Annotated in this window: 15 protein-coding genes; 9 read left to right on the top strand and 6 right to left on the bottom strand. The window is 68.3% G+C overall.

Translation table 11 applies throughout. From position 1 onward, the window contains the following. Nucleotides 1–550 precede the first annotated feature (550 nt). On the bottom strand, nucleotides 551–1,021 hold the full coding sequence (locus CHC02_RS13175) for a MaoC family dehydratase (RefSeq protein ID WP_089391898.1): 471 nt from the start codon (nucleotides 1,019–1,021) through the stop codon (nucleotides 551–553). Beyond that, nucleotides 1,018–1,968, bottom strand: a complete 951-nt coding sequence (locus CHC02_RS13170; protein ID WP_089391897.1) for an alpha/beta hydrolase — start codon at nucleotides 1,966–1,968, stop codon at nucleotides 1,018–1,020. Before CHC02_RS13170 ends, CHC02_RS13175 begins: the two co-directional genes overlap by 4 nt. Nucleotides 1,969–2,191: 223 nt before the next feature. Between CHC02_RS13170 and fadD2 the strand changes: the two genes are divergently transcribed. The 4 genes from fadD2 to hrpA all read left to right on the top strand — a co-directional run bounded on the left by fadD2 (nucleotide 2,192) and on the right by hrpA (nucleotide 11,736). Further along, nucleotides 2,192–3,880 (top strand): long-chain-fatty-acid--CoA ligase FadD2, encoded by a 1,689-nt coding sequence (gene fadD2, locus CHC02_RS13165; RefSeq protein ID WP_089391896.1) that lies wholly within the window; start codon nucleotides 2,192–2,194, stop codon nucleotides 3,878–3,880. 234 nt (nucleotides 3,881–4,114) lie between these two features. Beyond that, nucleotides 4,115–5,800, top strand: a complete 1,686-nt coding sequence (gene fadD1 / locus CHC02_RS13160) for a long-chain-fatty-acid--CoA ligase FadD1 (protein WP_089391895.1) — start codon at nucleotides 4,115–4,117, stop codon at nucleotides 5,798–5,800. Between the two features lie 71 nt (nucleotides 5,801–5,871). Beyond that, nucleotides 5,872–7,557, top strand: coding sequence for a methyl-accepting chemotaxis protein (locus tag CHC02_RS13155; protein ID WP_089391894.1), 1,686 nt, complete (start codon nucleotides 5,872–5,874; stop codon nucleotides 7,555–7,557). A 141-nt stretch (nucleotides 7,558–7,698) separates the two neighbouring features. Next, nucleotides 7,699–11,736, top strand: a complete 4,038-nt coding sequence (gene hrpA, locus CHC02_RS13150) for an ATP-dependent RNA helicase HrpA (protein WP_089391893.1) — start codon at nucleotides 7,699–7,701, stop codon at nucleotides 11,734–11,736. Between the two features lie 337 nt (nucleotides 11,737–12,073). Here the strand turns inward: hrpA and CHC02_RS13145 are convergent, their stop codons facing one another. Further along, nucleotides 12,074–12,778: a glutathione S-transferase N-terminal domain-containing protein gene (locus CHC02_RS13145; protein ID WP_089391892.1), complete on the bottom strand. Its 705-nt coding sequence runs from the start codon at nucleotides 12,776–12,778 to the stop codon at nucleotides 12,074–12,076. Between the two features lie 121 nt (nucleotides 12,779–12,899). Between CHC02_RS13145 and CHC02_RS13140 the strand changes: the two genes are divergently transcribed. Continuing rightward, nucleotides 12,900–13,337: an HIT family protein gene (locus CHC02_RS13140; protein ID WP_089391891.1), complete on the top strand. Its 438-nt coding sequence runs from the start codon at nucleotides 12,900–12,902 to the stop codon at nucleotides 13,335–13,337. A gap of 36 nt (nucleotides 13,338–13,373) precedes the next feature. Here CHC02_RS13140 and CHC02_RS13135 read toward each other — a convergent pair whose 3' ends face one another. After that, nucleotides 13,374–13,793: a 3-isopropylmalate dehydratase gene (locus CHC02_RS13135; RefSeq protein WP_089391890.1), complete on the bottom strand. Its 420-nt coding sequence runs from the start codon at nucleotides 13,791–13,793 to the stop codon at nucleotides 13,374–13,376. A gap of 220 nt (nucleotides 13,794–14,013) precedes the next feature. Here CHC02_RS13135 and CHC02_RS13130 point away from each other — a divergent pair, with 220 nt between their 5' ends. Then, the gene (locus CHC02_RS13130) at nucleotides 14,014–15,075 is read left to right on the top strand and encodes a GGDEF domain-containing protein (RefSeq protein WP_089391889.1); all 1,062 of its coding nucleotides are present in this window, start codon (nucleotides 14,014–14,016) and stop codon (nucleotides 15,073–15,075) included. Here CHC02_RS13130 and CHC02_RS13125 read toward each other — a convergent pair. Next, complete coding sequence (locus CHC02_RS13125; protein WP_089391888.1) at nucleotides 15,072–16,085, bottom strand: acyltransferase family protein; 1,014 nt, start codon at nucleotides 16,083–16,085, stop codon at nucleotides 15,072–15,074. The two genes, CHC02_RS13130 and CHC02_RS13125, sit on opposite strands and share 4 nt — an antisense overlap. Before the next feature lie 425 nt (nucleotides 16,086–16,510). Between CHC02_RS13125 and CHC02_RS13120 the strand changes: the two genes are divergently transcribed. The 3 genes from CHC02_RS13120 to CHC02_RS13110 all read left to right on the top strand — a co-directional run bounded on the left by CHC02_RS13120 (nucleotide 16,511) and on the right by CHC02_RS13110 (nucleotide 18,478). Continuing rightward, complete coding sequence (locus tag CHC02_RS13120) at nucleotides 16,511–17,632, top strand: beta-ketoacyl-ACP synthase III (protein WP_089391907.1); 1,122 nt, start codon at nucleotides 16,511–16,513, stop codon at nucleotides 17,630–17,632. 70 nt (nucleotides 17,633–17,702) lie between these two features. Beyond that, complete coding sequence (locus CHC02_RS13115; protein WP_244160867.1) at nucleotides 17,703–18,245, top strand: RNA polymerase sigma factor; 543 nt, start codon at nucleotides 17,703–17,705, stop codon at nucleotides 18,243–18,245. After that, entirely contained in the window at nucleotides 18,239–18,478 is a 240-nt protein-coding gene (locus CHC02_RS13110; RefSeq protein WP_089391886.1) for an anti-sigma factor family protein, read from the top strand. Before CHC02_RS13115 ends, CHC02_RS13110 begins: the two co-directional genes overlap by 7 nt. Before the next feature lie 346 nt (nucleotides 18,479–18,824). Here the strand turns inward: CHC02_RS13110 and CHC02_RS13105 are convergent, their stop codons facing one another. Further along, on the bottom strand, nucleotides 18,825–19,760 hold the full coding sequence (locus CHC02_RS13105) for a DedA family protein/thiosulfate sulfurtransferase GlpE (protein WP_089391885.1): 936 nt from the start codon (nucleotides 19,758–19,760) through the stop codon (nucleotides 18,825–18,827). Nucleotides 19,761–19,946 lie beyond the last annotated feature (186 nt).

Here is a 19,946-nt window from a genome sequence, read left to right as displayed (position 1 = left end):
GCATGGGCCAGTCCTCGTGAGGTGACCCCTGCAGGTTAGAAACTGTTACCCATGTGCCTGAACCGATTTGTCACCTATGTGGGTGAGTCGTACCGCAAGCCTTTTTGGTTACTTTTGTGGCGATTGACAAAAGTGACTCGCCCGAGGGGGCGAAACGAGAAACATCAACGCACTCGGAGCGGCGCGCTACACCAAGCCCCCAAGCCAATTGGGTTCCCGCGTTTGCGGGAATGACGATTGGTAGAGAGGTGCGTGGGTAAGGTTCGCGAGCAAGAGCTAGGCGCCCCCTCGCTCCTACGAAGAGCATCTCGGCGCGGGCGCAAGACAGTTGCTCCTACGCCCGTGCTTTCCTGGAAGCGTAGGCGCAACTGTCTTCTGGGCTCCGTCGTTCGCGGGAGTGACTGGATCGAAATTCGCGTCTCCCATGTCGCCCCATTGTAGGAGCGGGCCCTGCCCGCGAATCGCGCGCAGGGCGCGCTCCTACAGGTGGGACAGCGGTGGCGGGGCAGGAGCGGACTCCGTTCGCGATCATCCGTCGGCGGAAATGCAATCAGCCGATGGTGATCGGCGGCAGCGCCGGCAGTTCGATGTCCAGCTTCTGCTTCGGCGCCAGTACCTCGGCTTCGCCTTCCACCACCGCCTCGCCGTTCTGGTTGAGCACGCGGGTGCCGATGCGCACGCGGTTCTTCGGCAGTTTCTCCAGCACTTCCAGCTCCACGTCGAGCACGTCGCCGATCTTCACCGGGCGGGTGAAGCGCAGGCTCTGGCCCAGGTAGATGGTGCCCGGGCCGGGCAGGGTGGTGGCGATCGCGGCGCTGATCAGCGCGCCGCTGAGCATGCCGTGGGCGATGCGCTCCTTGAACAGGGTGGTGGCGGCGTAGCCGGCATCCAGGTGGACCGGGTTGCGGTCGCCGGAGACTTCGGCGAAGAGCTGGATGTCGCGCTCGCCGACCGGGCGCTGGAAGCTGGCCTTCTGCCCGACTTCGAGCTCGGCGTAGGGAACGTTCTGCACCTGGGTCATGGCTTTTCCTCGTGGTTCGCGCCTTGGCCTGCGGAAAGGATTCCGTCCAGCCAGGCGATCAGGTTGCGGGTGACCTCGTCGCGGTTGGTCTCGTTGAACAACTCGTGGCGGGCCTCGGGGTAGATCTGCGTTTGGACGTCGCGAACCCCGGCGCGGGTCATCGCCCGGGCCAGGTCGCGCAGGCGCTTGCCCTGGCTGACCGGGTCGCGCCCGCCGCCGATGATCAGCAGCGGCAGGGCCGGGGCGATGCGCGCCAGGTGCGGCACCGGGGTGATGTCTTCCAGGCCGCCGAGCAGGTCGATCCACAGCTGGTTGCTGCAGCGGAAGCCGCACAGCGGGTCGCTGATGTACTTGTCCACCTCGCGGGTATCGCGGCTGAGCCAGTCGAATTCCGTGCGGTTGGGCTTGAAGGCCTTGTTGAAGGAGCCGAAAGAGAGGAACTCGATCAGCGCGCTGCGCCCCAGCGGGCCCTGGCGCCAGCGCTCGAAGCGGGCCACCAGGCGCGCACTGCGGTACAGCGCCACCGGCTGGTAGTTGGAGCCGGAGAGCACCGCGCCTTGCAGCGTGGCGCTGTGCTGCAGCAGGTAGGCGGTGCCGATGTAGCTGCCCATGCTGTGGCCGAGCAGGACCACCGGCAGGCCGGGGTGCTGCTCGCGCACGTGGCGGTTGAGGGTGAGCAGGTCGCCCACCACCTTGCCCCAGCCGCCCTGGTCGGCGTAGTGGCCCAGGTCGCCGTGCTCGGCGGTGCGGCCGTGGCCGCGCTGGTCGATGGCGAACAGCGCCCAGCCGGCGGCGTTCAGCGCCTCGCCCAGGCGCGCGTAGCGCCCGGCGTGCTCGGCCATGCCGTGGGAGAGCATCACCACGCCCCGCGGCGCGTCGGCGGCCCAGTGGTGGGTGTACAGCGGGGTCTGGTCGCTGGCGGTCAGCCAGTAGGCGGCGTACGGCATGGGCAATCCTTGTGCCGGCTCGGGGTGGCGGCATTCTAGCAGCGGCCGGCAATGCGCAGTGAACCCCGCCCGCGGTGGGGCGAGATTCACGAAATAAATGGGAAGGCCCGAACTATTTGCGCTCCTCCGGGCAACTGCTACTTTGCGACGGATGCCCCAGCGCCGGAAGCCCGAGGGAGCCGGCCGGGAACAGCCTTGCAGGTAATAAAGAGGACAACAGCCAATGCAAGCGGAATTCTGGAACGACAAACGTCCCGCCGGTGTGCCCAGCCAGATCGACCTGGGCGCCTACAAGTCGGTGGTGGAAGTGTTCGAGCGCTCCTGCAAGCGCTTCGCCGACCGCCCGGTGTTCAGCAACATGGGCGTGACCCTCACCTACGCCGAACTGGACCGCCTGTCCGCCGCCTTCGCCGCCTACCTGCAGCGCAATACCGACCTCAAGCCCGGCGAGCGCATCGCCGTGCAGATGCCCAACGTCCTGCAATACCCCATCGCCGTGTTCGGCGCCCTGCGCGCCGGCCTGGTGGTGGTCAACACCAACCCGCTGTACACCGCCCGCGAGATGCGCCACCAGTTCAAGGACTCGGGGGCGCGGGCGCTGGTCTACGTCAACCTGTTCGGCAAGCTGGTGCAGGAGGTGCTGCCGGACACCGGCATCGAGTACCTGATCGAGGCGCAGATGGGCGACCTGCAGCCGGCGCTCAAGGGCCTGCTGGTCAATGCCGCGGTCAAGCACGTGAAGAAGATGGTGCCGGACTACCAGCTGCCCCAGGCGGTGCCCTTCAAGGAGGTGCTGCGCCAGGGCCGCGGCCACGCGCTGCAGCCGGTCAAGGTCGGCCTGGAGGACATCGCCGTGCTGCAGTACACCGGCGGCACCACCGGCGTGGCCAAGGGCGCCATGCTCACCCACGGCAACCTGGTGGCGAACATGCTGCAGGTGGACGCCTGCCTGTCGCAGCACGGCCCCGACGGCCGCCCGCTGATGAACGAGGGCGGCGAGGTGATGATCGCGCCGCTGCCGCTGTACCACATCTATGCCTTCACCGCGAACTGCATGTGCATGATGCACAACGGCAACCACAACGTGCTCATCAGCAACCCGCGCGACATCCCCGGCTTCATCAAGGAACTGAAGAAGTGGCGCTTCTCCTCGCTGCTGGGGCTGAACACCCTGTTCGTGGCGCTGATGGAGCACCCGGAGTTCAAGGACCTGGACTTCTCCAACCTCAAGGTCACCAACTCCGGCGGCACCGCGCTGGTCTCGGCCACCGCCGAGCGCTGGAAGGCCGCCACCGGCTGCACCGTGGTCGAGGGCTACGGCCTCACCGAGACCTCGCCGGTGGTCAGCACCAACCCCTATGGAGAGCTGGCGCGCCTGGGCACCGTGGGCATCCCGGTGCCGGGCACCGCGCTGAAGGTGATCGACGACGCCGGCAACGAGCAGCCCCTGGGCGAACGCGGCGAGCTGTGCGTGAAGGGCCCGCAGGTGATGAAGGGCTACTGGCAGCGCCCGGAGGCCTCCGCCGAGGTGCTGGACGCCGAGGGCTGGCTGCGCACCGGCGACATCGCGGTGATCGACGAGGACGGCTACGTGCGCATCGTCGACCGCAAGAAGGACCTGATCATCGTCTCCGGCTTCAACGTCTACCCCAACGAGATCGAGGATGTGGTCATGGCCCACCCGAAGGTGGCCAACTGCGCGGCGGTCGGGGTGCCTGACGAACGTTCCGGCGAGGCCGTCAAACTCTTCGTCGTGGCCCGTGAGCCGGGTCTGACGGTGGAGGAGCTGAAGGCCTACTGCAAGGAGAACTTCACCGGCTACAAGGTGCCCAAGCAGATCGTCCTCAAGGAGGCCCTGCCGATGACCCCGGTGGGCAAGATCCTCCGCCGCGAGCTGCGCGAGAGCGCCTGAAACCGACGTCGAAGGCCCTGTTCCGGGGCTTTCCGACGATCGTCATAAAACGTGACCGAAAGCATTGCTTTCGGTCATTTTTTTACCGGCCGACCGGTCTTTGTGCTGGTCGCTCCCCGGCAAAGCTGATAATCTCGGCGCGCCTTCGCTTCCCCGAAAGGGCCGGCAGGCGTCAAAATCACAACAAACAGCCGCATAGCGGTGTATCAGCTGTTGCTTACGGAGTGGGCTTCCATGATCGACAATTTCTGGAAGGACAAATATCCAGCAGGTATCGCTGCCGAGATCAATGCCGACCAGTACCCGAACATCCTCGCGGTACTCAAGGAGTCCTGCCAACGCTTTGCCAACAAGCCTGCCTTCAGCAACCTTGGCAAGACCCTGACCTACGGCGAGCTGTACCAGCTTTCCGGTGACTTCGCCGCCTACCTGCAGAACAACACCGACCTGCAGCCGGGCGACCGCATCGCGGTGCAGCTGCCCAACGTCCTGCAGTACCCCATCGTGGTGTTCGGCGCCATGCGCGCCGGCCTCATCGTGGTCAACACCAACCCGCTGTACACCGCGCGGGAGATGGAGCACCAGTTCAACGACTCCGGCGCCAAGGCGCTGGTGTGCCTGGCCAACATGGCCCACCTGGCCGAGGAAGTGCTGCCCAGGACCGGCATCCGCCACGTGCTCATCACCGAGGTCGCCGACCTGCTGCCGCCGCTCAAGCGCCTGCTGGTCAACGCGGTGGTCAAGTACGTCAAGAAGATGGTCCCGGCCTACCACATCGGCAACGCCGTCAAGCTCAACGACGCCCTGGCCAAGGGCCGCGGCAAGAGCGTGCGCGAGGCATCGCCCAAGGCCGACGACGTGGCCGTGCTGCAGTACACCGGCGGCACCACCGGGGTGGCCAAGGGCGCCATGCTGACCCACCGCAACCTGGTGGCCAACATGATGCAGTGCAAGGAGCTGATGGCTTCGAACCTGAAGGAGGGTTGCGAGATCCTCATCGCGCCGCTGCCGCTGTACCACATCTACGCCTTCACCTTCCATTGCATGGCGATGATGCTCACCGGCAACCACAACGTCCTGGTGACCAACCCGCGCGACCTGAACGCCTTCTCCAAGGAACTCTCGGCCTGGAAGTTCACCGGCTTCGTCGGCCTGAACACCCTGTTCGTCGGCCTGTGCAACAACGAGGCGTTCCGCAAGCTGGACTTCTCCAGCCTGAAGCTGACCCTCTCCGGCGGCATGGCCCTGCAACAGGCCGCGGCCGAGCGCTGGAAGGAAGTCACCGGCTGCGCCATCTGCGAAGGCTACGGCATGACCGAGACCAGCCCGGTGGTGTCGGTGAACCCGTTCCAGAAGATCCAGATCGGCACCATCGGCATCCCGGTGCCCTCGACCCTGTGCAAGGTCATCGACGACGCCGGCAACGAGCTGCCCCTGGGCGAGCGCGGCGAGCTGTGCGTGAAGGGCCCGCAGGTGATGAAGGGCTACTGGCAGCGCCAGGAGGCCACCGACGAGATCCTCGACGCGGACGGCTGGCTGCGCACCGGCGACGTGGCGATCATCCAGGAAGACGGCTACATGCGCATCGTCGACCGCAAGAAGGACATGATCCTGGTCAGCGGCTTCAACGTGTACCCCAACGAGCTGGAAGACGTGCTGGCGACCCTCCCCGGCGTGCTGCAGTGCGCCGCCATCGGCGTGCCCGACGAGCGTTCCGGCGAGGTGATCAAGGTGTTCGTGGTGCCGCGCCCGGGCGTGACACTGACCAAGGAGCAGGTGGTCAAGCACATGCACGACAACCTGACCGGCTACAAGCGTCCGAAGTACGTGGAATTCCGCGAGAGCCTGCCGACCACCAACGTCGGCAAGATCCTCCGCCGCGAATTGCGCGACGAAGAGCTAAAGAAGGCCAGGGCCTGAGCCGATAACAAGAAACCCGCCACACGGCGGGTTTTTTGATGCCGTCGTCCCTGCCTACGGAGGCCGCCCCCGTGATTCCCTCCCTGCGCCTGCGCGCCAAGGTCCTGAGCCTGGCGCTGATTCCCATCCTGCTCCTCACCCTGGTGCTCTGCGCCGTGACCCTGGTGGCGCTGAAGCGGCTGTCCACGCAACAGGAGGAACAGATCCGCCAGAGCCTGATCGAGGACCGCCAGGTCCAGCTCAAGCAGTTCGTCGACGTCGCCCTGGCGGCGGTCGGCCCGCAGTACCAGGCGGCGGCCGAGGGCGACGCCGCGGCGCGCCAGGCCGGGGTGGCGCTGCTCAAGCGCCTCGCCTACGGCAGCGGCGGCTACTTCTGGGGCTACGACACCCGCTCGGTGCGCGTCTTCCAGGGCACCAGCGAAGAACGCATCGGCGAAGACTTCAGCAGCTTCCGCGACCCCAATGGCGTCTATGCCATCCGCGAACTGGTGCGCGCCGGCCAGGACGACAGCCACTACGTGCACTACAGCTTCACCCGCCCGGGCAACAGCGCCATCGTGCCGAAGATCGGCTACGCCCAGTACCTGCCGAAGTGGAACCTGGTGTTCGGCACCTCGCTGAACCTGGACGACATCGAGGAGGACGTGCAGAAGGCCCGCGAACAGTTGCACGACCATATCAACGACCTGCTGCTGCTGATGATCGGCTCGGCGCTGGCGCTGCTGGTGGTCATCGGCCTGGTGGCGGTGCCCACCGGCAACGCCATCGTCCGCCCGCTGCTGCGGATCAAGGCCAACCTCGACGACATGGCCGCCGGCGATGGCAACCTGACCCACCGCCTGCCGGCGGAAAGCCGCGACGAACTGGGCGAGCTGGCGCAGTCGTTCAACCGCTTCGTCGAGAAGATCCACAACCTGGTGCAGCAGGTGGCCGGCACCACCGGGCAGCTGTCCGGCCTGGTCGGCAACGTCGCCCAGCAGGCGCAGCGCTCGGAGCAGGCGATGGCCGGCCAGCGCAGCGAGACCGACCAGGTGGCCACGGCGATCAACGAGATGACCGCCGCCGCCCAGGAAGTGGCGCGCAGCGCCCAGCGCGCCGCCGACGCCGCCCGCGACACCGACCGCGAGGGCCAGGCGGCCAAGCGCGAGGTGGACCTGTGCGTGGCGCAGATCAACGACCTGGCCGGCGAGGTGAGCAGCAGCAGCGAGGCCCTGGACACCCTCAGCCAGGACGTGCGCGGCATCGTCGGCGTGCTCGAGGTGATCCGCTCCATCGCCGAGCAGACCAACCTGCTGGCGCTCAACGCGGCCATCGAGGCGGCCCGCGCCGGCGAGGCCGGGCGCGGCTTCGCGGTGGTCGCCGACGAAGTGCGCGCGCTGGCCAGCCGCACCCAGCAGAGCACCGGCGAGATCCAGCAGATGATCGACCGCCTGCAGGCCACCACCGCCGGCTCCGTGCAGGCCATGCAGCGCGCCAGCGAGATGGCCGGGCGCACCCGCAGCCAGGCCGACCAGGCCGGGCAGTCGCTGGACGCCATGGCCAACCTGATCGGCACCATCAACTCGATGAACGCGCAGATCGCCAGCGCCGCCGAGGAACAGACCGCGGTGGCCGAGGAGATCAACCGCAGCGTGCACCAGATCGCCGATGCCGTGGACCAGGTGGCCGAGGACTCCGTGCAGGGCGCGCGCACCGCCGGCGAGCTGAGCGGCCTGGGCGAGCGGCTGCGCCAACTGGTCGGCCAGTTCCGCATCTGACCCCCGCCTGAAAAGCCGCCGCCATGCATTGGGCATGGCGGCGCCGGCCGCTGGTCTGCGACAATCCCCGCATTTGTCCCATTCCGGAGCGGCCGCCCGCCAGGCGCGCGGCCGCGTTCCGCCGAAACGCCAGCGCAGCCGATGACCGACGTAACGCCCAGCCCCGACCAGCTCCTGCAACGCCTCGACCAGGCGTTGATCCGCGACCGCCACCGCCTGCGCCGGCAGTTCCACGAACTGCGCAAGCACCCCGACGAAGGCAAACTGGCGCAGTGGGTCGAGCGTTTCCAGGCCTCCTGCGCCAAGGTCGAGGCGCGCCGCGCCAGCGTCCCGGCGATCCGCTACGACGACAGCCTGCCCATCGCCGCCAAGCGCGACGAGATCAAGGCCGCGCTGCAGAAGAGCCAGGTGGTGGTGATCGCCGGCGAGACCGGCTCGGGCAAGACCACCCAGTTGCCGAAGATCTGCCTGGAGCTGGGCCGCGGCAGCCACGGCCTGATCGGCCACACCCAGCCGCGCCGCCTGGCCGCGCGCAGCGTCGCCACCCGGGTGGCCGAGGAGATCGGCACGCCGCTGGGTTCGCTGGTGGGCTACCAGGTGCGCTTCGAGGACCAGAGCGACGACAGCACCCTGGTCAAGCTGATGACCGACGGCATCCTGCTGGCCGAGACCCAGCACGACCGCTACCTGGAGCGCTACGACACCATCATCGTCGACGAGGCCCACGAGCGCAGCCTGAACATCGACTTCCTGCTCGGCTTCCTCAAGACCCTGCTGCCGCGCCGGCCGGACCTCAAGCTGATCATCACCTCGGCGACCATCGACCTGGAGCGCTTCTCCAGGCACTTCGGCGACGCGCCCATCGTCGAGGTCTCCGGGCGCACCTACCCGGTGGACACCTGGTACCGGCCGCTGGCCGCCGAAGTGGACGAGGACGGCGAGGCGCTGTTCGACGACCTCTCGGTGGACGAGGGCATCCTCCGCGCGCTGGACGAGATCGCCGCCCACGAGCGCGAGGTCGGCAAGCGCCCCGGCGACGTGCTGGTGTTCCTTCCCGGCGAGCGCGAGATTCGCGATGCCGCCGACATGCTGCGCAAGGCCAACCTGCGCCACACCGAGGTGCTGCCGCTGTACGCGCGGCTGACCCCGGCGGAGCAGCAGAAGATCTTCGCGCCCATGCCAGGGCGCAAGATCGTGCTCGCCACCAACGTCGCCGAGACCTCGTTGACGGTGCCGGGCATCCGCTACGTGATCGACAGCGGCACCGCGCGCATCAGCCGCTACAGCTACCGCGCCAAGGTCCAGCGGCTGCCCATCGAGGCCATCTCCCAGGCCAGCGCCAACCAGCGCAAGGGCCGCTGCGGGCGGGTCGAGCCGGGCATCTGCGTGCGCCTGTACAGCGAGGAGGACTTCAATTCGCGGCCGGCCTTCACCGACCCGGAGATCCTGCGCACCAACCTGGCGGCGGTGATCCTGCAGATGCTCCACCTGCGCCTGGGCGACATCGAGGCCTTCCCCTTCATCGAGCCGCCGGACGGCAAGGCGATCAAGGACGGCTTCACCCTGCTGCAGGAACTCTCGGCGGTGAACCGCGAGGGCCAGCTGACGCCGCTGGGCCGCCAGCTGGCGCGCCTGCCGGTGGACCCGCGGCTGGGCCGCATGCTGCTGGAAGCGGCCAACCAGGGCAGCCTCAACGAAGTGCTGACGGTGGCCAGCGCGCTCTCCGTGCAGGACCCGCGCGAACGCCCGATCGAACGCCAGCAGGCCGCCGACCAGGCCCACGCGCAGTGGAAGGACCCGGATTCGGACTTCGCCGCGCTGATCAACCTCTGGCGCGGCTTCGAGGAACAGCGCCAGGCGCTGGGCTCCAACGCCTTGCGCGCCTGGTGCCGGAAGAACTTCCTCAACTATTTGCGTCTTCGCGAGTGGAGAGACGCGCACCGCCAGCTCACCCTGATCTGCCGCGAACTCAAACTCCCCTTCGGCAAGGGCGATGCTCCTCGTAGGAGCGAGCTTGCTCGCGAACAACCCAACGCTCCGAAACCCCAGGCGGCCAAAGACGCGAAGAGCGTTCGCGAGCAAGCTCGCTCCTACAAGGAAGGGGAGCAGCCCAAGCGCGACATCGACTATGGCGCGGTGCACAAGGCCATCCTCTCCGGCCTGCTCAGCCAGATCGGCCAGAAGAGCGAGGACGGCGACTACCTGGGCGCGCGCCAGCGGCGCTTCTGGATCCACCCCTCCAGCGTCATCGGGCGCAAGAAGCCGCAGTGGATCATGGCCGCCGAACTGGTGGAGACCACCAAGCTGTTCGCGCGCATGGTGGCGAAGATCGAGCCGGACTGGCTGGAACCCCTGGCCGGCCACCTGGTGAAGAAGAACCACCTGGAACCGCACTGGGAGAAGAAGCGCGGCCAGGTGGTGGCCTACGAGCAGGTGACACTCTACGGGCTGATCATCGTCGGCCGCCGCGCCGTGCACTACGGCCCCATCGATCCGCCGGTGGCGCGCGAGCTGTTCATCCGCGAGGCGCTGGTGCGCGGCGAGATCAACAGCCGCGCCAGGTGCCTCTCGGCCAACCGCCAGTTGCTGGAGAAGCTCGACGAGCTGGAGGCCAAGGCGCGCCGGCGCGACATCCTTGCCGACGAAGAAACCCTGTTCGCCTACTACGACGCACGCCTGCCGGCGGACATCTACCAGACCGCCAGCTTCGAGAAATGGTACGAGCGCGAGCACAAGCAGCAGCCCGACCTGCTGATCATGCGCGAGGAAGACGTGCTCGCCCGCGACGCCAGCGAAGTCACCGCCGGCCTCTACCCGGACCGCCTGCGCCTGGGTGAGCTGCAGTTGCCGCTGAGCTACCACTTCGAGCCGGGCCACCCGCGCGACGGCGTGACCCTGCGGGTGCCGGCGCCGCTGCTGCCGCAGCTGCCCGCCGAGCGCCTGGAATGGCTGGTGCCGGGCCTGCTGGAGGCCAAGTGCGTGGCCCTGGTGCGCAACCTGCCCAAGGCCATCCGCAAGAACTTCGTGCCGGTGCCGGACTTCGTCCGCGCCGCCATCGGCAAGATGACCTTCGCCGAAGGCGCGCTACCCGAGGCCCTTGGCCGCGAGCTGCAACGCATGACCGGCGGCCGCGTGGCCGAGGACGCCTGGGCGGAAGCCGAGACCCAGGTGGAAAGCCACCTGCGGATGAACATCGAGGTGGTGGACGCCCGCGGCAAGTTCCTCGGCGAAGGCCGCGACCTCGCCGAACTCACCGCGCGCTTCGCCGAAGCCAGCCAGGCCGCCCTGGCCATCCCGCAGTCCGACAAGCCGCAGAAGCCGGTGGAGGCCAAGGGCTTCGCCGAGGTGGCGGAAAAGGCCCAGCAGAAGATCGCCGGGCTGTCGATGACGGTCTACCCGGCGCTGGTGGAGGAGGGTGGCACGGTCAAGGAAAACCGCTTCCCGACCCAGGCCGAGGCCGAGTACCAGCACCGCCGCGCCCTGCAGCGCCTGCTGTTGCAGCAACTCGCCGAGCCGGCGAAGTTCCTCCGCGGCAAGCTGCCGGGGCAGACCGAGATGGGCCTGCTGTACCGCGAGCTGGGCCGCGTCGAGGCGCTGGTGGAAGACATCCTCCTGGCCAGCCTGGACAGCTGCGTCCTCGAGGGCGAGGCGAACCTGCCCCGCGACGGCGCGGCCCTGGCCTCGCTGGCGGAGAAGAAGCGCGGCGCCTGGACCGAGCACGCCGAGCGCATCGCCCGCCTGGTGCTGGACATCCTCAAGCTGTGGCATGGCCTGCAGAAGCGCTTCAAGGGCAAGGTCGACCTGGCCATGACGGTGCCGCTCAACGACGTGAAGGGGCAACTGGCCAACCTGGTCTACCCCGGCTTCGTCCGCGACACCCCGCTGGAATGGCTGAAGGAATACCCGCGCTACCTCAAGGCGGTGGAACAGCGCCTGGACAAGGTTGCCGGCCAGGTCCAGCGCGACCGCGTGTGGAGCGGCGAGATGGCCGGCTACTGGGACCAGTACAAGGCCCGCCAGGCCAAGCACGCCCAGGAAGGCAAGCGCGACCCGCAGCTGACCCTGTACCGCTGGATGCTGGAGGAATACCGCGTGTCGCTGTTCGCCCAGCAGCTGGGGACGAAGATGCCGGTGTCGGACAAGCGCCTGTCCAAGCAATGGAGCCAGGTGGAGGCCTGACGCCGGGCTGGTTGCTTTTCGTAGGAGCGAGGGGGACGCCTGGTTCTTGCTCGCGAACGATGGTGTCAGGTTCGGCTCCGGAGCGGTGTCGAAGTCCGTCCCCTCTCCCCAGCCCTCTCCCTGAAGGGAGAGGGGGCTTGTCCGTGCCGAGAAAGGATTTGGTGTTAGCCGGAGGCTCGGTACAAGCCGGCTAACGCCGAAACACCCGAGTACGCCGAACGGTCCCCTCTCCCTTCAGGGAGAGGGTTAGGGAGAGGGCGTTCTTGAGGATGCGCACCAACCCGCCCGGCTGCCATCGTTCACGAGCAAGCTCGCTCCTACAGGCCCAACCCTAACCTCAACCCCGCTGCGGAATCCCCAGCCCCCGCTGCACCGCCGGCCGCGCCAGGAACGCCTCCAGCACCCGCTTCACATTGCCGAAGCGCTCGAACTGCACCAGGTCGCCCGCTTCGTAGAAGCCCACCAGGTTGCGCACCCAGGGGAAGATGGCGATGTCGGCGATGCCGTACTCCTGCCCCATCACCCAGTCGCGCCCTTCAAGGCGCTGGTCGAGCACGCCGAGCAGCCGCCGGGACTCTTCCACGTAGCGGTTCAGCGGTCGCTTGTCCTCGATCTCGCGGCCGGCGAACTTGTTGAAGAAGCCGAGCTGGCCGAACATCGGGCCGATGCCGCCCATCTGGAACATCAGCCACTGGATCGCCTCGTAGCGCCGGGCCGGGTCCCGGGGCAGCAACTGGCCGGTCTTGTCGGCCAGGTAGATGAGGATGGCACCGGACTCGAACAGCGCCAGGGGCTGGCCGCCGGGGCCGTCGGGGTCGAGGATGGCGGGGATCTTGTTGTTCGGGTTCAGCGAGAGGAATTCCGGGCTGAACTGGTCGTTGCGCTCGAAGCTGACCAGGTGCGGCTCGTAGGCCAGGCCGGTTTCCTCCAGCATGATCGACACCTTCACGCCGTTGGGCGTGGGCAGCGAGTACAACTGCAGGACGTCGGGGCGGGTGGCGGGCCATTTGCGGGTGATCGGGAAGTCGGCGAGCGAAGGCATGGGAACTCCGGTCTGAAAGTCGAACGCCCAGCATACGCCGCCGAACCTGCAGGGGGGAGGTGCCAGCGGCGCCGCGAGCCGGTATGGTGCTGCCTCCGATCCACCGCTCAAGGACAGCGCCATGAGCCTGCAAGGCACCTACGACCCGCAGAACATCTTCGCCCAGATCATTCGCGGCGACGCCCCCTGCTACAAGCTGTACGAGGATGACGACGTGCTCGCCTTCCTCGACCTCTTCCCGCAGTCCCACGGCCATGCGCTGGTGGTGCCCAAGCGCAGCGCCGCACGCAACATCCTCGAGGTCGACCCCGACGCGCTGTGCAAGGTGATGGGCGTGGTGCAGCGCCTGACCCGCGCGATCGTCGACGAGCTGAACCCCGACGGCGTGCAGGTGGCCCAGTTCAACGGCGCGCCGGCCGGGCAGACGGTGTTCCACATCCACGTGCACATAGTGCCGCGCTATGCCGGCCAGGGCCTGGGCATCCACGCCGCGCAGAAGGCCGACCCCGCCGAACTGGAGCAGTTGCAGGCGCGCCTGGTGCGACGTATCGACGGGTAAGGCGGGGAAGGGCGGGGCCGTGGCCCCGCCCGGGCGTCAACGCTGGGCCGGGAGGATGTCGAAGCCTTTGTTGGCGTCGCTGAGGATGCGGAACTGCGCGGTCTCGCCGGCGGCGAGGTCCACCAGCAGTTCGCGGCGCAGCAGGCCCTTGCTGCACAGGCCCTCGCCCTGTTCGTCGGCGCCGATGCCGACGATGTGCTGGCCGGGCGGCAGCTGGAAGCTGGCGGTCTCGCCCACGGCGATACGCGCGGCCAGCTGGCGGTCGATCTTGAAGGCGACCATGCAGCCGCCGCCGAGGAAGCCCAGGTCGCGCTCGACCTCGACCCTGGCGCCGCCCTGGGCGTCCTGCTGGAAGCCCAGCAAACGGTCTTCGGGCACCGGGCCGGTTTGCTTGGCCTGGTAGGACGAGCAGCCGGCCAGGGCCAGCAGGGACAGCGAAGCGATCAGTACGCGCATGGGCGCCCTCCGTGGTTGGGGTTCCTCGAAGGCTAGCGCAGCGGCGATGAAGCTGCCGTGAATTCGCCGCGGTGGCGGCGGGCGCCTCCATTGCACCGTCCGGCGGGCGACGACCGGCGGTGATGCCGGGCGGGCGGACTGGCTAGACTCCATCCACGCGGATGGGCGGTCGTTTCGTCCAGCGCTCCGCCATGCCGGGCGGGGCCAGGGAAAGGTAGCCATGCACGACAAGGCAAAAGCCAACGCGCCGGGGGACCCGGCAGCCAGCACCAGCGGACTGGACCTGGCCGACCAGCGCCTGCTGATGCGCCTGATCTTCTTCTGCACCGGGCTGACCCTGGGAATCTTCTCGGTGCTCCAGTGCCTCAACGGCAACTACCTGCTGGCGGGCCTGGAGGCGCTGGTCTGCGCGCTGCTGCTGTGGGCCTCCTCGCGCCTGGCGCGGGTGCGCGACCTGACGCCGTGGATCTACGCCTACCTGCTGCCCACCTTCTGCTTCCTGGTCTACATCATCATCATGCCGCAGGCCTCGGCCACGGCCTTCGTCTGGCTCTACCTGATGCCGGTGATGGCCTACCTGCTGCTGGGCGCGTGGCGCGGCTTCCTGCTCTCGGTGCCCTTCGTCGGCGTGGCCGCGCTGCTCTACCTGCGCCAACACCCGCTGCGCCTGGACGCCCCGGGGATGATCGACCTGGGCAATGCCATCCTCTGCGGCCTGCTGATCATGGCCTTCGTGCACATCTACGAAACCCGCCGCGCCCAGGCCCAGCAACTGCTGCGGCGCCTGGCGCTGAGCGACGCGCTGACCGGCGTGGCCAGCCGCGAGGCCTTCCAGCGCGCGGTGCTGCGTTGCCTGGAGGATTCCCGCGGCAGCGGCCAGCGCTGGGTGCTGGTGCTGCTGGACGTGGACCATTTCAAGGACGTCAACGACCGCTGGGGCCACGACGCCGGCGACAAGGCCCTGCAGTACCTCTGCGCCCGGCTGCGCCTGCACCTGCGCGCCGGCGACATGATCGGCCGCCTGGGCGGCGAGGAGTTCGCCCTGCTGCTGCGCAACACCGTCGGCTTCGACGCCGCGCCGCTGGTGGAGCGCCTGCGCACGGACCTGGCGGCCAACCCGCTGCTGTACCGCGGCCATGTCATCCCGCTGTCGGCCACCTTCGGCCTGGCCGAGTGGCCGCAGGACGGCGACGACGCCGAGGCCCTGTACCGCTGCTGCGACCACCGCCTCTACCGCGGCAAGGCCCTGGGGCGCAACCGCCTGGTCTGCAGCGACGGCTAGGCCGGCACCGGGCGCGGCGCCCAGGCCCGCTTCAGGCGCCGGCCCAGGCGCAGCTCCACCCATTCGTAGCTCAGCCAGGCCAGCAGCAGGATCGCCGGCAGGCACAGCGCCAGCGTCTGGTACGGGCCCAGGCCCAGGCGCTGGTGCAGCCAGTAGCTGCCCAGCCACAGCACTATCACGTGGACCAGGTACACCGAATAGCTCCAGTCGCCCAGCGCCTTGAGCGGGCGGCAGCCGGCGAACCACGGCTCCAGCGCCACGCAGGCGGCCACCAGCACCGCGCTGGGCAGGCCCCAGGTGAGCGGGCGCCAGGGATGCTCGGCGGGGAAGTGCAGCAGCACCAGCACCGCGCCCAGCGCCAGCGGCAGCGCCACCGAGGCGCGCGGGCGCAGCAGGCCGCGGCGGTGGAGTTCGGCCAGCAGCAGGCCGAAGAGGAATTCGCAGACGATGGGGTCGCGGTAGAAGTTGCTCAGCCACGGCGCCTTCGCCAGCACGCCGCTGACCAGGGCCAGCAGCGCGCCCACCAGCCAGGGGCGCCAGCGTTCGCCCACGGCGAAGGAGAGGGCGAACAGCAGGTAGAAGAGCATCTCGAAGTTCAGCGTCCAGCCCACCGGCAGTATCGGGTAGAAGCCGAAGCCGGCGGGGTTCTGGCTGGGCAGGAAGAGCAGCGACAGCAGCAGCTGCGGCAGGGCCACGCCGTAGACCGGCATCAGGTTGCCGAAGGCGTAGAGGATCAGCGCGGTGATGGCGGTGTACAGCCAGTAGGCCGGGGCGATGCGCGCGACCCGCTGGGCCAGGAAGGTCAGGCCCGGCACCTGGCGCCCGGCGCTGGACAGCTGGATGACGAAGCCGCTGAGGACGAAGAAGATGTCCACCCCGACCTGGCCGCGGGTGGACAGCAGGCGCCCGCCGAGGCTGTCGGCGCGAAAATCGAAGAACACCTGCATGAAATGATGGAACACCACCAGCCAGGCGGCCAGGGCCCGCAGCGCCTGAAGGGAAACCAGCATCGCTACCTCTGTCGTTGCACATGGAAAGGGGCGCCCACGGGCGCCCCTTTGCTCGACAGCGGTTTCCCCGCAGGGGTTCAGCGCAGCCGCCCGGCGGTTCGTCGTGGCGTGGCCAGCCGCCAGCAGGCGCGGATTTTCAATAGCCCCCCGGTACAAGGTCCGTTTGCTGGAAAACTGCGCTGCGGCAGCGGCATTTCCCGGCGATTTGTCGCATAATCGGCGGTTATTCGAGCGCCGCGCAGCGCCGTCGCCGTTGGGCGGCCGGGGATGCCAGTGCGCCACCTTCGATGGCACACTGCCTGGTCATCAGGCAGCGTGCCTCCGGCCCATGCGGCCGGAACCCTTGCAGTGCCGGCCCGCGGGCGGGCACATCGATGCCTAACCATGCTGCCGGGGCCGGCAGCCAGATTGAGAGAGGATTGACCGTGCATAAAGTCGTGATCAGCGGAACCGGTCTCTATACCCCGCCGTTCAGCATCTCCAACGATGAACTGGTGGAGTCCTTCAATACCTACGTCCGCCAGTACAACGACCAGCACGCCGAAGCCATCGCCAGGGGCGAACTGGAAGCGCTCAACGAGTCCAGTTCGGCGTTCATCGAGAAGGCCTCCGGCATCAAGAGCCGCTTCGTGGTCGACAAGGAAGGCATCCTCGATCCGCAGCGCATGGTCCCGCGCATCCCCGAGCGCAGCAACGACGACTGGGGCATCCTCTGCGAGATGGCCGTGCACGCCGCCAGGGAGGCGCTGCATCGCGCCGGCCGCACCGCGCAGGACATCGACGGGATCATCGTCGCCTGCTCCAACCTGCAGCGCGCCTACCCGGCGGTGGCCATCGAGGTCCAGGCCGCACTGGGCATCCAGGGCTTCGGCTTCGACATGAACGTGGCCTGCTCCTCGGCCACCTTCGGCCTGCAGGCCGCGGCCAACGCCGTGCAACTGGGCCAGGCCCGCGCCATCCTGATGGTCAACCCGGAAATCTGCACCGGCCACCTGAACTTCCGCGACCGCGACAGCCACTTCATCTTCGGCGACGCCGCCACCGCGGTGATCGTCGAGCGCGCCGACCAGGCCGTCGGCAAGCAGCAGTTCGACATCGTCAGCACCAAGCTGCTGACGCAGTTCTCCAACAACATCCGCAACAACTTCGGCTTCCTCAACCGCGCCGCGGAAGAGGGCATCGGCCAGCGCGACAAGCTGTTCGTCCAGGAAGGCCGCAAGGTGTTCAAGGACGTCTGCCCGATGGTCGCCGAGCTGATCGGCGAGCACCTGGCGCAGCACGACATCCCGGTCACCGAGGTCAAGCGCTTCTGGCTGCACCAGGCCAACCTCAACATGAACCTGCTGATCACCCGCAAGCTGCTCGGCCGCGACGCCGAGGCCCACGAGGCGCCGGTGATCCTCGACACCTACGCCAACACCAGCTCGGCCGGCTCGGTGATCGCCCTGCACAAGTACCACGAGGACCTGCCCGCCGGTTCCATCGGCGTGCTCAGCTCCTTCGGCGCCGGCTACTCCATCGGCAGCGTGATCCTGCGCAAGCGCTGACCGGGTGGGCGAAGCCGACGGCGAACTGCTGGCGCGCCTGCGCGCCGGCGAGGACGCGGCCTTCCGCGAGATGGTCGCGGCCTACCAGGGCGCCATGCGCGCCGTGGCCCTGGCCATCGTCGGCAGCGCCCACGCCGATGAGGTGGTGCAGGACGCCTGGCTCGCCGTGGTGCGCCACCTGGACGGCTTCCAGGGGCGTTCCAGCCTCAAGACCTGGCTGCTGACCGTCACCGCCAACACCGCCAAGAGCAGGTTGCGCCAGGTGCGCCGGGAAGTGTCGCTGGACGACCTGCCGGCGCCCCACGGCAGCGTCGACGACAGCCGCTTCGCCGCCGACGGCCACTGGCGTTCCGCGCCCCAGGCCTGGCACTCGGACTCCCCCGAGGCCCTGCTGGCCGAGGACGAACTGCGCGAGTGCCTGGAAAAAACCCTGCTCAGCCTGTCGGACATGCAGCGCAGCGTGGTCCTGCTGCGCGAGCGCCAGGGCCTGGAGTTGCAGGAAATCTGTAATCTGCTGGCGCTTTCCCTCTCCAATGTCCGGGTGCTGCTGCACCGCGGGCGGCTGAAGCTGTTCGCCACCCTGGAGCATTTCGAGGAGACCGGCCAATGCTGACCTGCAAGGAACTGGTGGCCCTCTCCAGCGACCTGCTGGACAGCCAGCTCGGCCTGCGCGAGAAACTGGCGGTGCGCCGCCACCTACTATTGTGCCGCCACTGCCGGCGCTTCATCCGCCAGATGCGCCTGACCCAGGCGACCCTGCGCCGCCTGCCGGAAAACCGCGAAGCCGGCCTGGACCTGCTGGCCGCGCGGCTGGCCGAGCTGCGCCGGGATCACTCGCGGCGCTGACGCTTTCCATCAATCTGTAGGAGCGGGCCCTGCCCGCGATTCGGCGGATAACGCCGTAGGCGTTATGCGCCCTACGCCAGGCCCGGCCATGGCGTAGGGCGCATAACCGTTCGCGGTTATCCGCCGTTGGCCGTGCCGCCAGGGTACCCGGCGTGGCCGGTGAGTCCAATCGCGGATGGAATCCGCTCCTACGCGGCGCAGAAGAAACACCGTCGTAGGATGGGTTGAGCGAAGCGATACCCATCGCCACGGCTGCCGGAGCCCGCGGCGGAAGGTCATTCCCCGTAGGAGCGGACTCCGTCCGCGATAGCCCTGCATCGCGCATTGATCGCGGATGAACCCGCTGCTACGAAAGCGCGTCGACTCCGGACCGGGCCTGGCTCGCCTGCCACGCCTCCAGCCCGCCGGACAGCGCCCAGGCGCGCGGGTAGCCGTGCTTGCGCAGGCGTTCGGCGAGCATGGCCGCGGAGAGTTCGTTGGGGCAGGCGCAATAGATGACCACGTCGGCCCGGCCCAGGCTGTCGGCCAGGCCGTCCAGCGGGCTGTCCAGGGTCATCGGGATGGCCCCGGGGATGCCGTCCTCGCCGGCCTCGGCGCGCACGTCGAGGATCAGCGGGGTATCGCCCTGGGCCAGGCGCTCGCGCAGCTCCTCCACGCTGATCCGGGGAACCCGCGCGGTGCGCCGCAGCAGGCTGTAGCGCTGCCACAGGCGCCAGACGATGAACGCCGCGAAGGCCGCCAGGAGCAACAGCAGGCCGCGGGTGGCGTAGTCGTGCAGCCAGCCCAGCAGGCTGTCAACGGTGTCGCTGAAGATGGCGCCCAGCAGCAGCGCCGAGCCCACCCACAGCGCCGAGCCGGCGAAGTCGTAGCCGAGGAAGCGGCGCAGCGGCGTGCCGGTCATGCCGGCCAGGCTGGTGGACAAGGCGCCGGCGCCGGGCAGGAACTTGCTGATCAAGAGCGCGCGCGGGCCGATGCGCAGGTACAGGCTCTGGCTCTGGCGGATGCAACTGTCGCGCGACAGCGACACCTTGCAGATGCTGCGCAGCAGGAAGCCGCCATAGCGGCGGCCGGCGAAGTACCAGGCGGTGTCGGCGATCAGGCAGGCCAGGGTGGCCACCGCCAGCGCCTCGCCGAGGGACACCCCGTGCCCCTGCAGCGCCAGGGCGCCGGCGACGATCAGCGCCGGGTAGGCGGGAATCGGCAGGCCCAGCTGTTCCAGCAGCACATTGAGGAAGAGCAGGGCGGGGCCGTAGCGTTCGATCAGCGGTTGCAGTTCTTGCATGGGGTGGGCGCGGCGGTGGAGTGGGAGGCGACAGCATACTGCCGCCCGTCCGGTGCGTCAGTCATTGCTGACAGTCGCTACTGTCAGCCGATGACCGCGTAGTCGAGTTTTTCGGAAAAGTTCAGCTGTAACAAAAAGTTTATATCTATGCCGCCGATCTGAAATAACCCCCGGCCAAGATTCCCC

The organism is Pseudomonas delhiensis (genome assembly GCF_900187975.1).
Taxonomy (GTDB): Bacteria; Pseudomonadota; Gammaproteobacteria; order Pseudomonadales; family Pseudomonadaceae; genus Pseudomonas; species Pseudomonas delhiensis.
The sequence above is the reverse complement of the archived record's forward strand: the minus strand, read 5'-3'. Positions and strand labels throughout refer to the sequence as shown.

Bases quoted from the DNA above. Each gene is read 5' to 3' on its own strand.
- CHC02_RS13175 (WP_089391898.1), bottom strand. From the start codon at position 1,021: ATGACCCAGGTGCAGAACGTTCCCTACGCCGAGCTCGAAGTCGGGCAG.
- CHC02_RS13170 (WP_089391897.1), bottom strand. From the start codon at position 1,968: ATGCCGTACGCCGCCTACTGGCTGACCGCCAGCGACCAGACCCCGCTG.
- fadD2 (WP_089391896.1), top strand. From the start codon at position 2,192: ATGCAAGCGGAATTCTGGAACGACAAACGTCCCGCCGGTGTGCCCAGC.
- fadD1 (WP_089391895.1), top strand. From the start codon at position 4,115: ATGATCGACAATTTCTGGAAGGACAAATATCCAGCAGGTATCGCTGCC.
- hrpA (WP_089391893.1), top strand. From the start codon at position 7,699: ATGACCGACGTAACGCCCAGCCCCGACCAGCTCCTGCAACGCCTCGAC.
- CHC02_RS13145 (WP_089391892.1), bottom strand. From the start codon at position 12,778: ATGCCTTCGCTCGCCGACTTCCCGATCACCCGCAAATGGCCCGCCACC.
- CHC02_RS13140 (WP_089391891.1), top strand. From the start codon at position 12,900: ATGAGCCTGCAAGGCACCTACGACCCGCAGAACATCTTCGCCCAGATC.
- CHC02_RS13135 (WP_089391890.1), bottom strand. From the start codon at position 13,793: ATGCGCGTACTGATCGCTTCGCTGTCCCTGCTGGCCCTGGCCGGCTGC.
- CHC02_RS13130 (WP_089391889.1), top strand. From the start codon at position 14,014: ATGCACGACAAGGCAAAAGCCAACGCGCCGGGGGACCCGGCAGCCAGC.
- CHC02_RS13125 (WP_089391888.1), bottom strand. From the start codon at position 16,085: ATGCTGGTTTCCCTTCAGGCGCTGCGGGCCCTGGCCGCCTGGCTGGTG.
- CHC02_RS13115 (WP_244160867.1), top strand. From the start codon at position 17,703: ATGGTCGCGGCCTACCAGGGCGCCATGCGCGCCGTGGCCCTGGCCATC.
- CHC02_RS13110 (WP_089391886.1), top strand. From the start codon at position 18,239: ATGCTGACCTGCAAGGAACTGGTGGCCCTCTCCAGCGACCTGCTGGAC.
- CHC02_RS13105 (WP_089391885.1), bottom strand. From the start codon at position 19,760: ATGCAAGAACTGCAACCGCTGATCGAACGCTACGGCCCCGCCCTGCTC.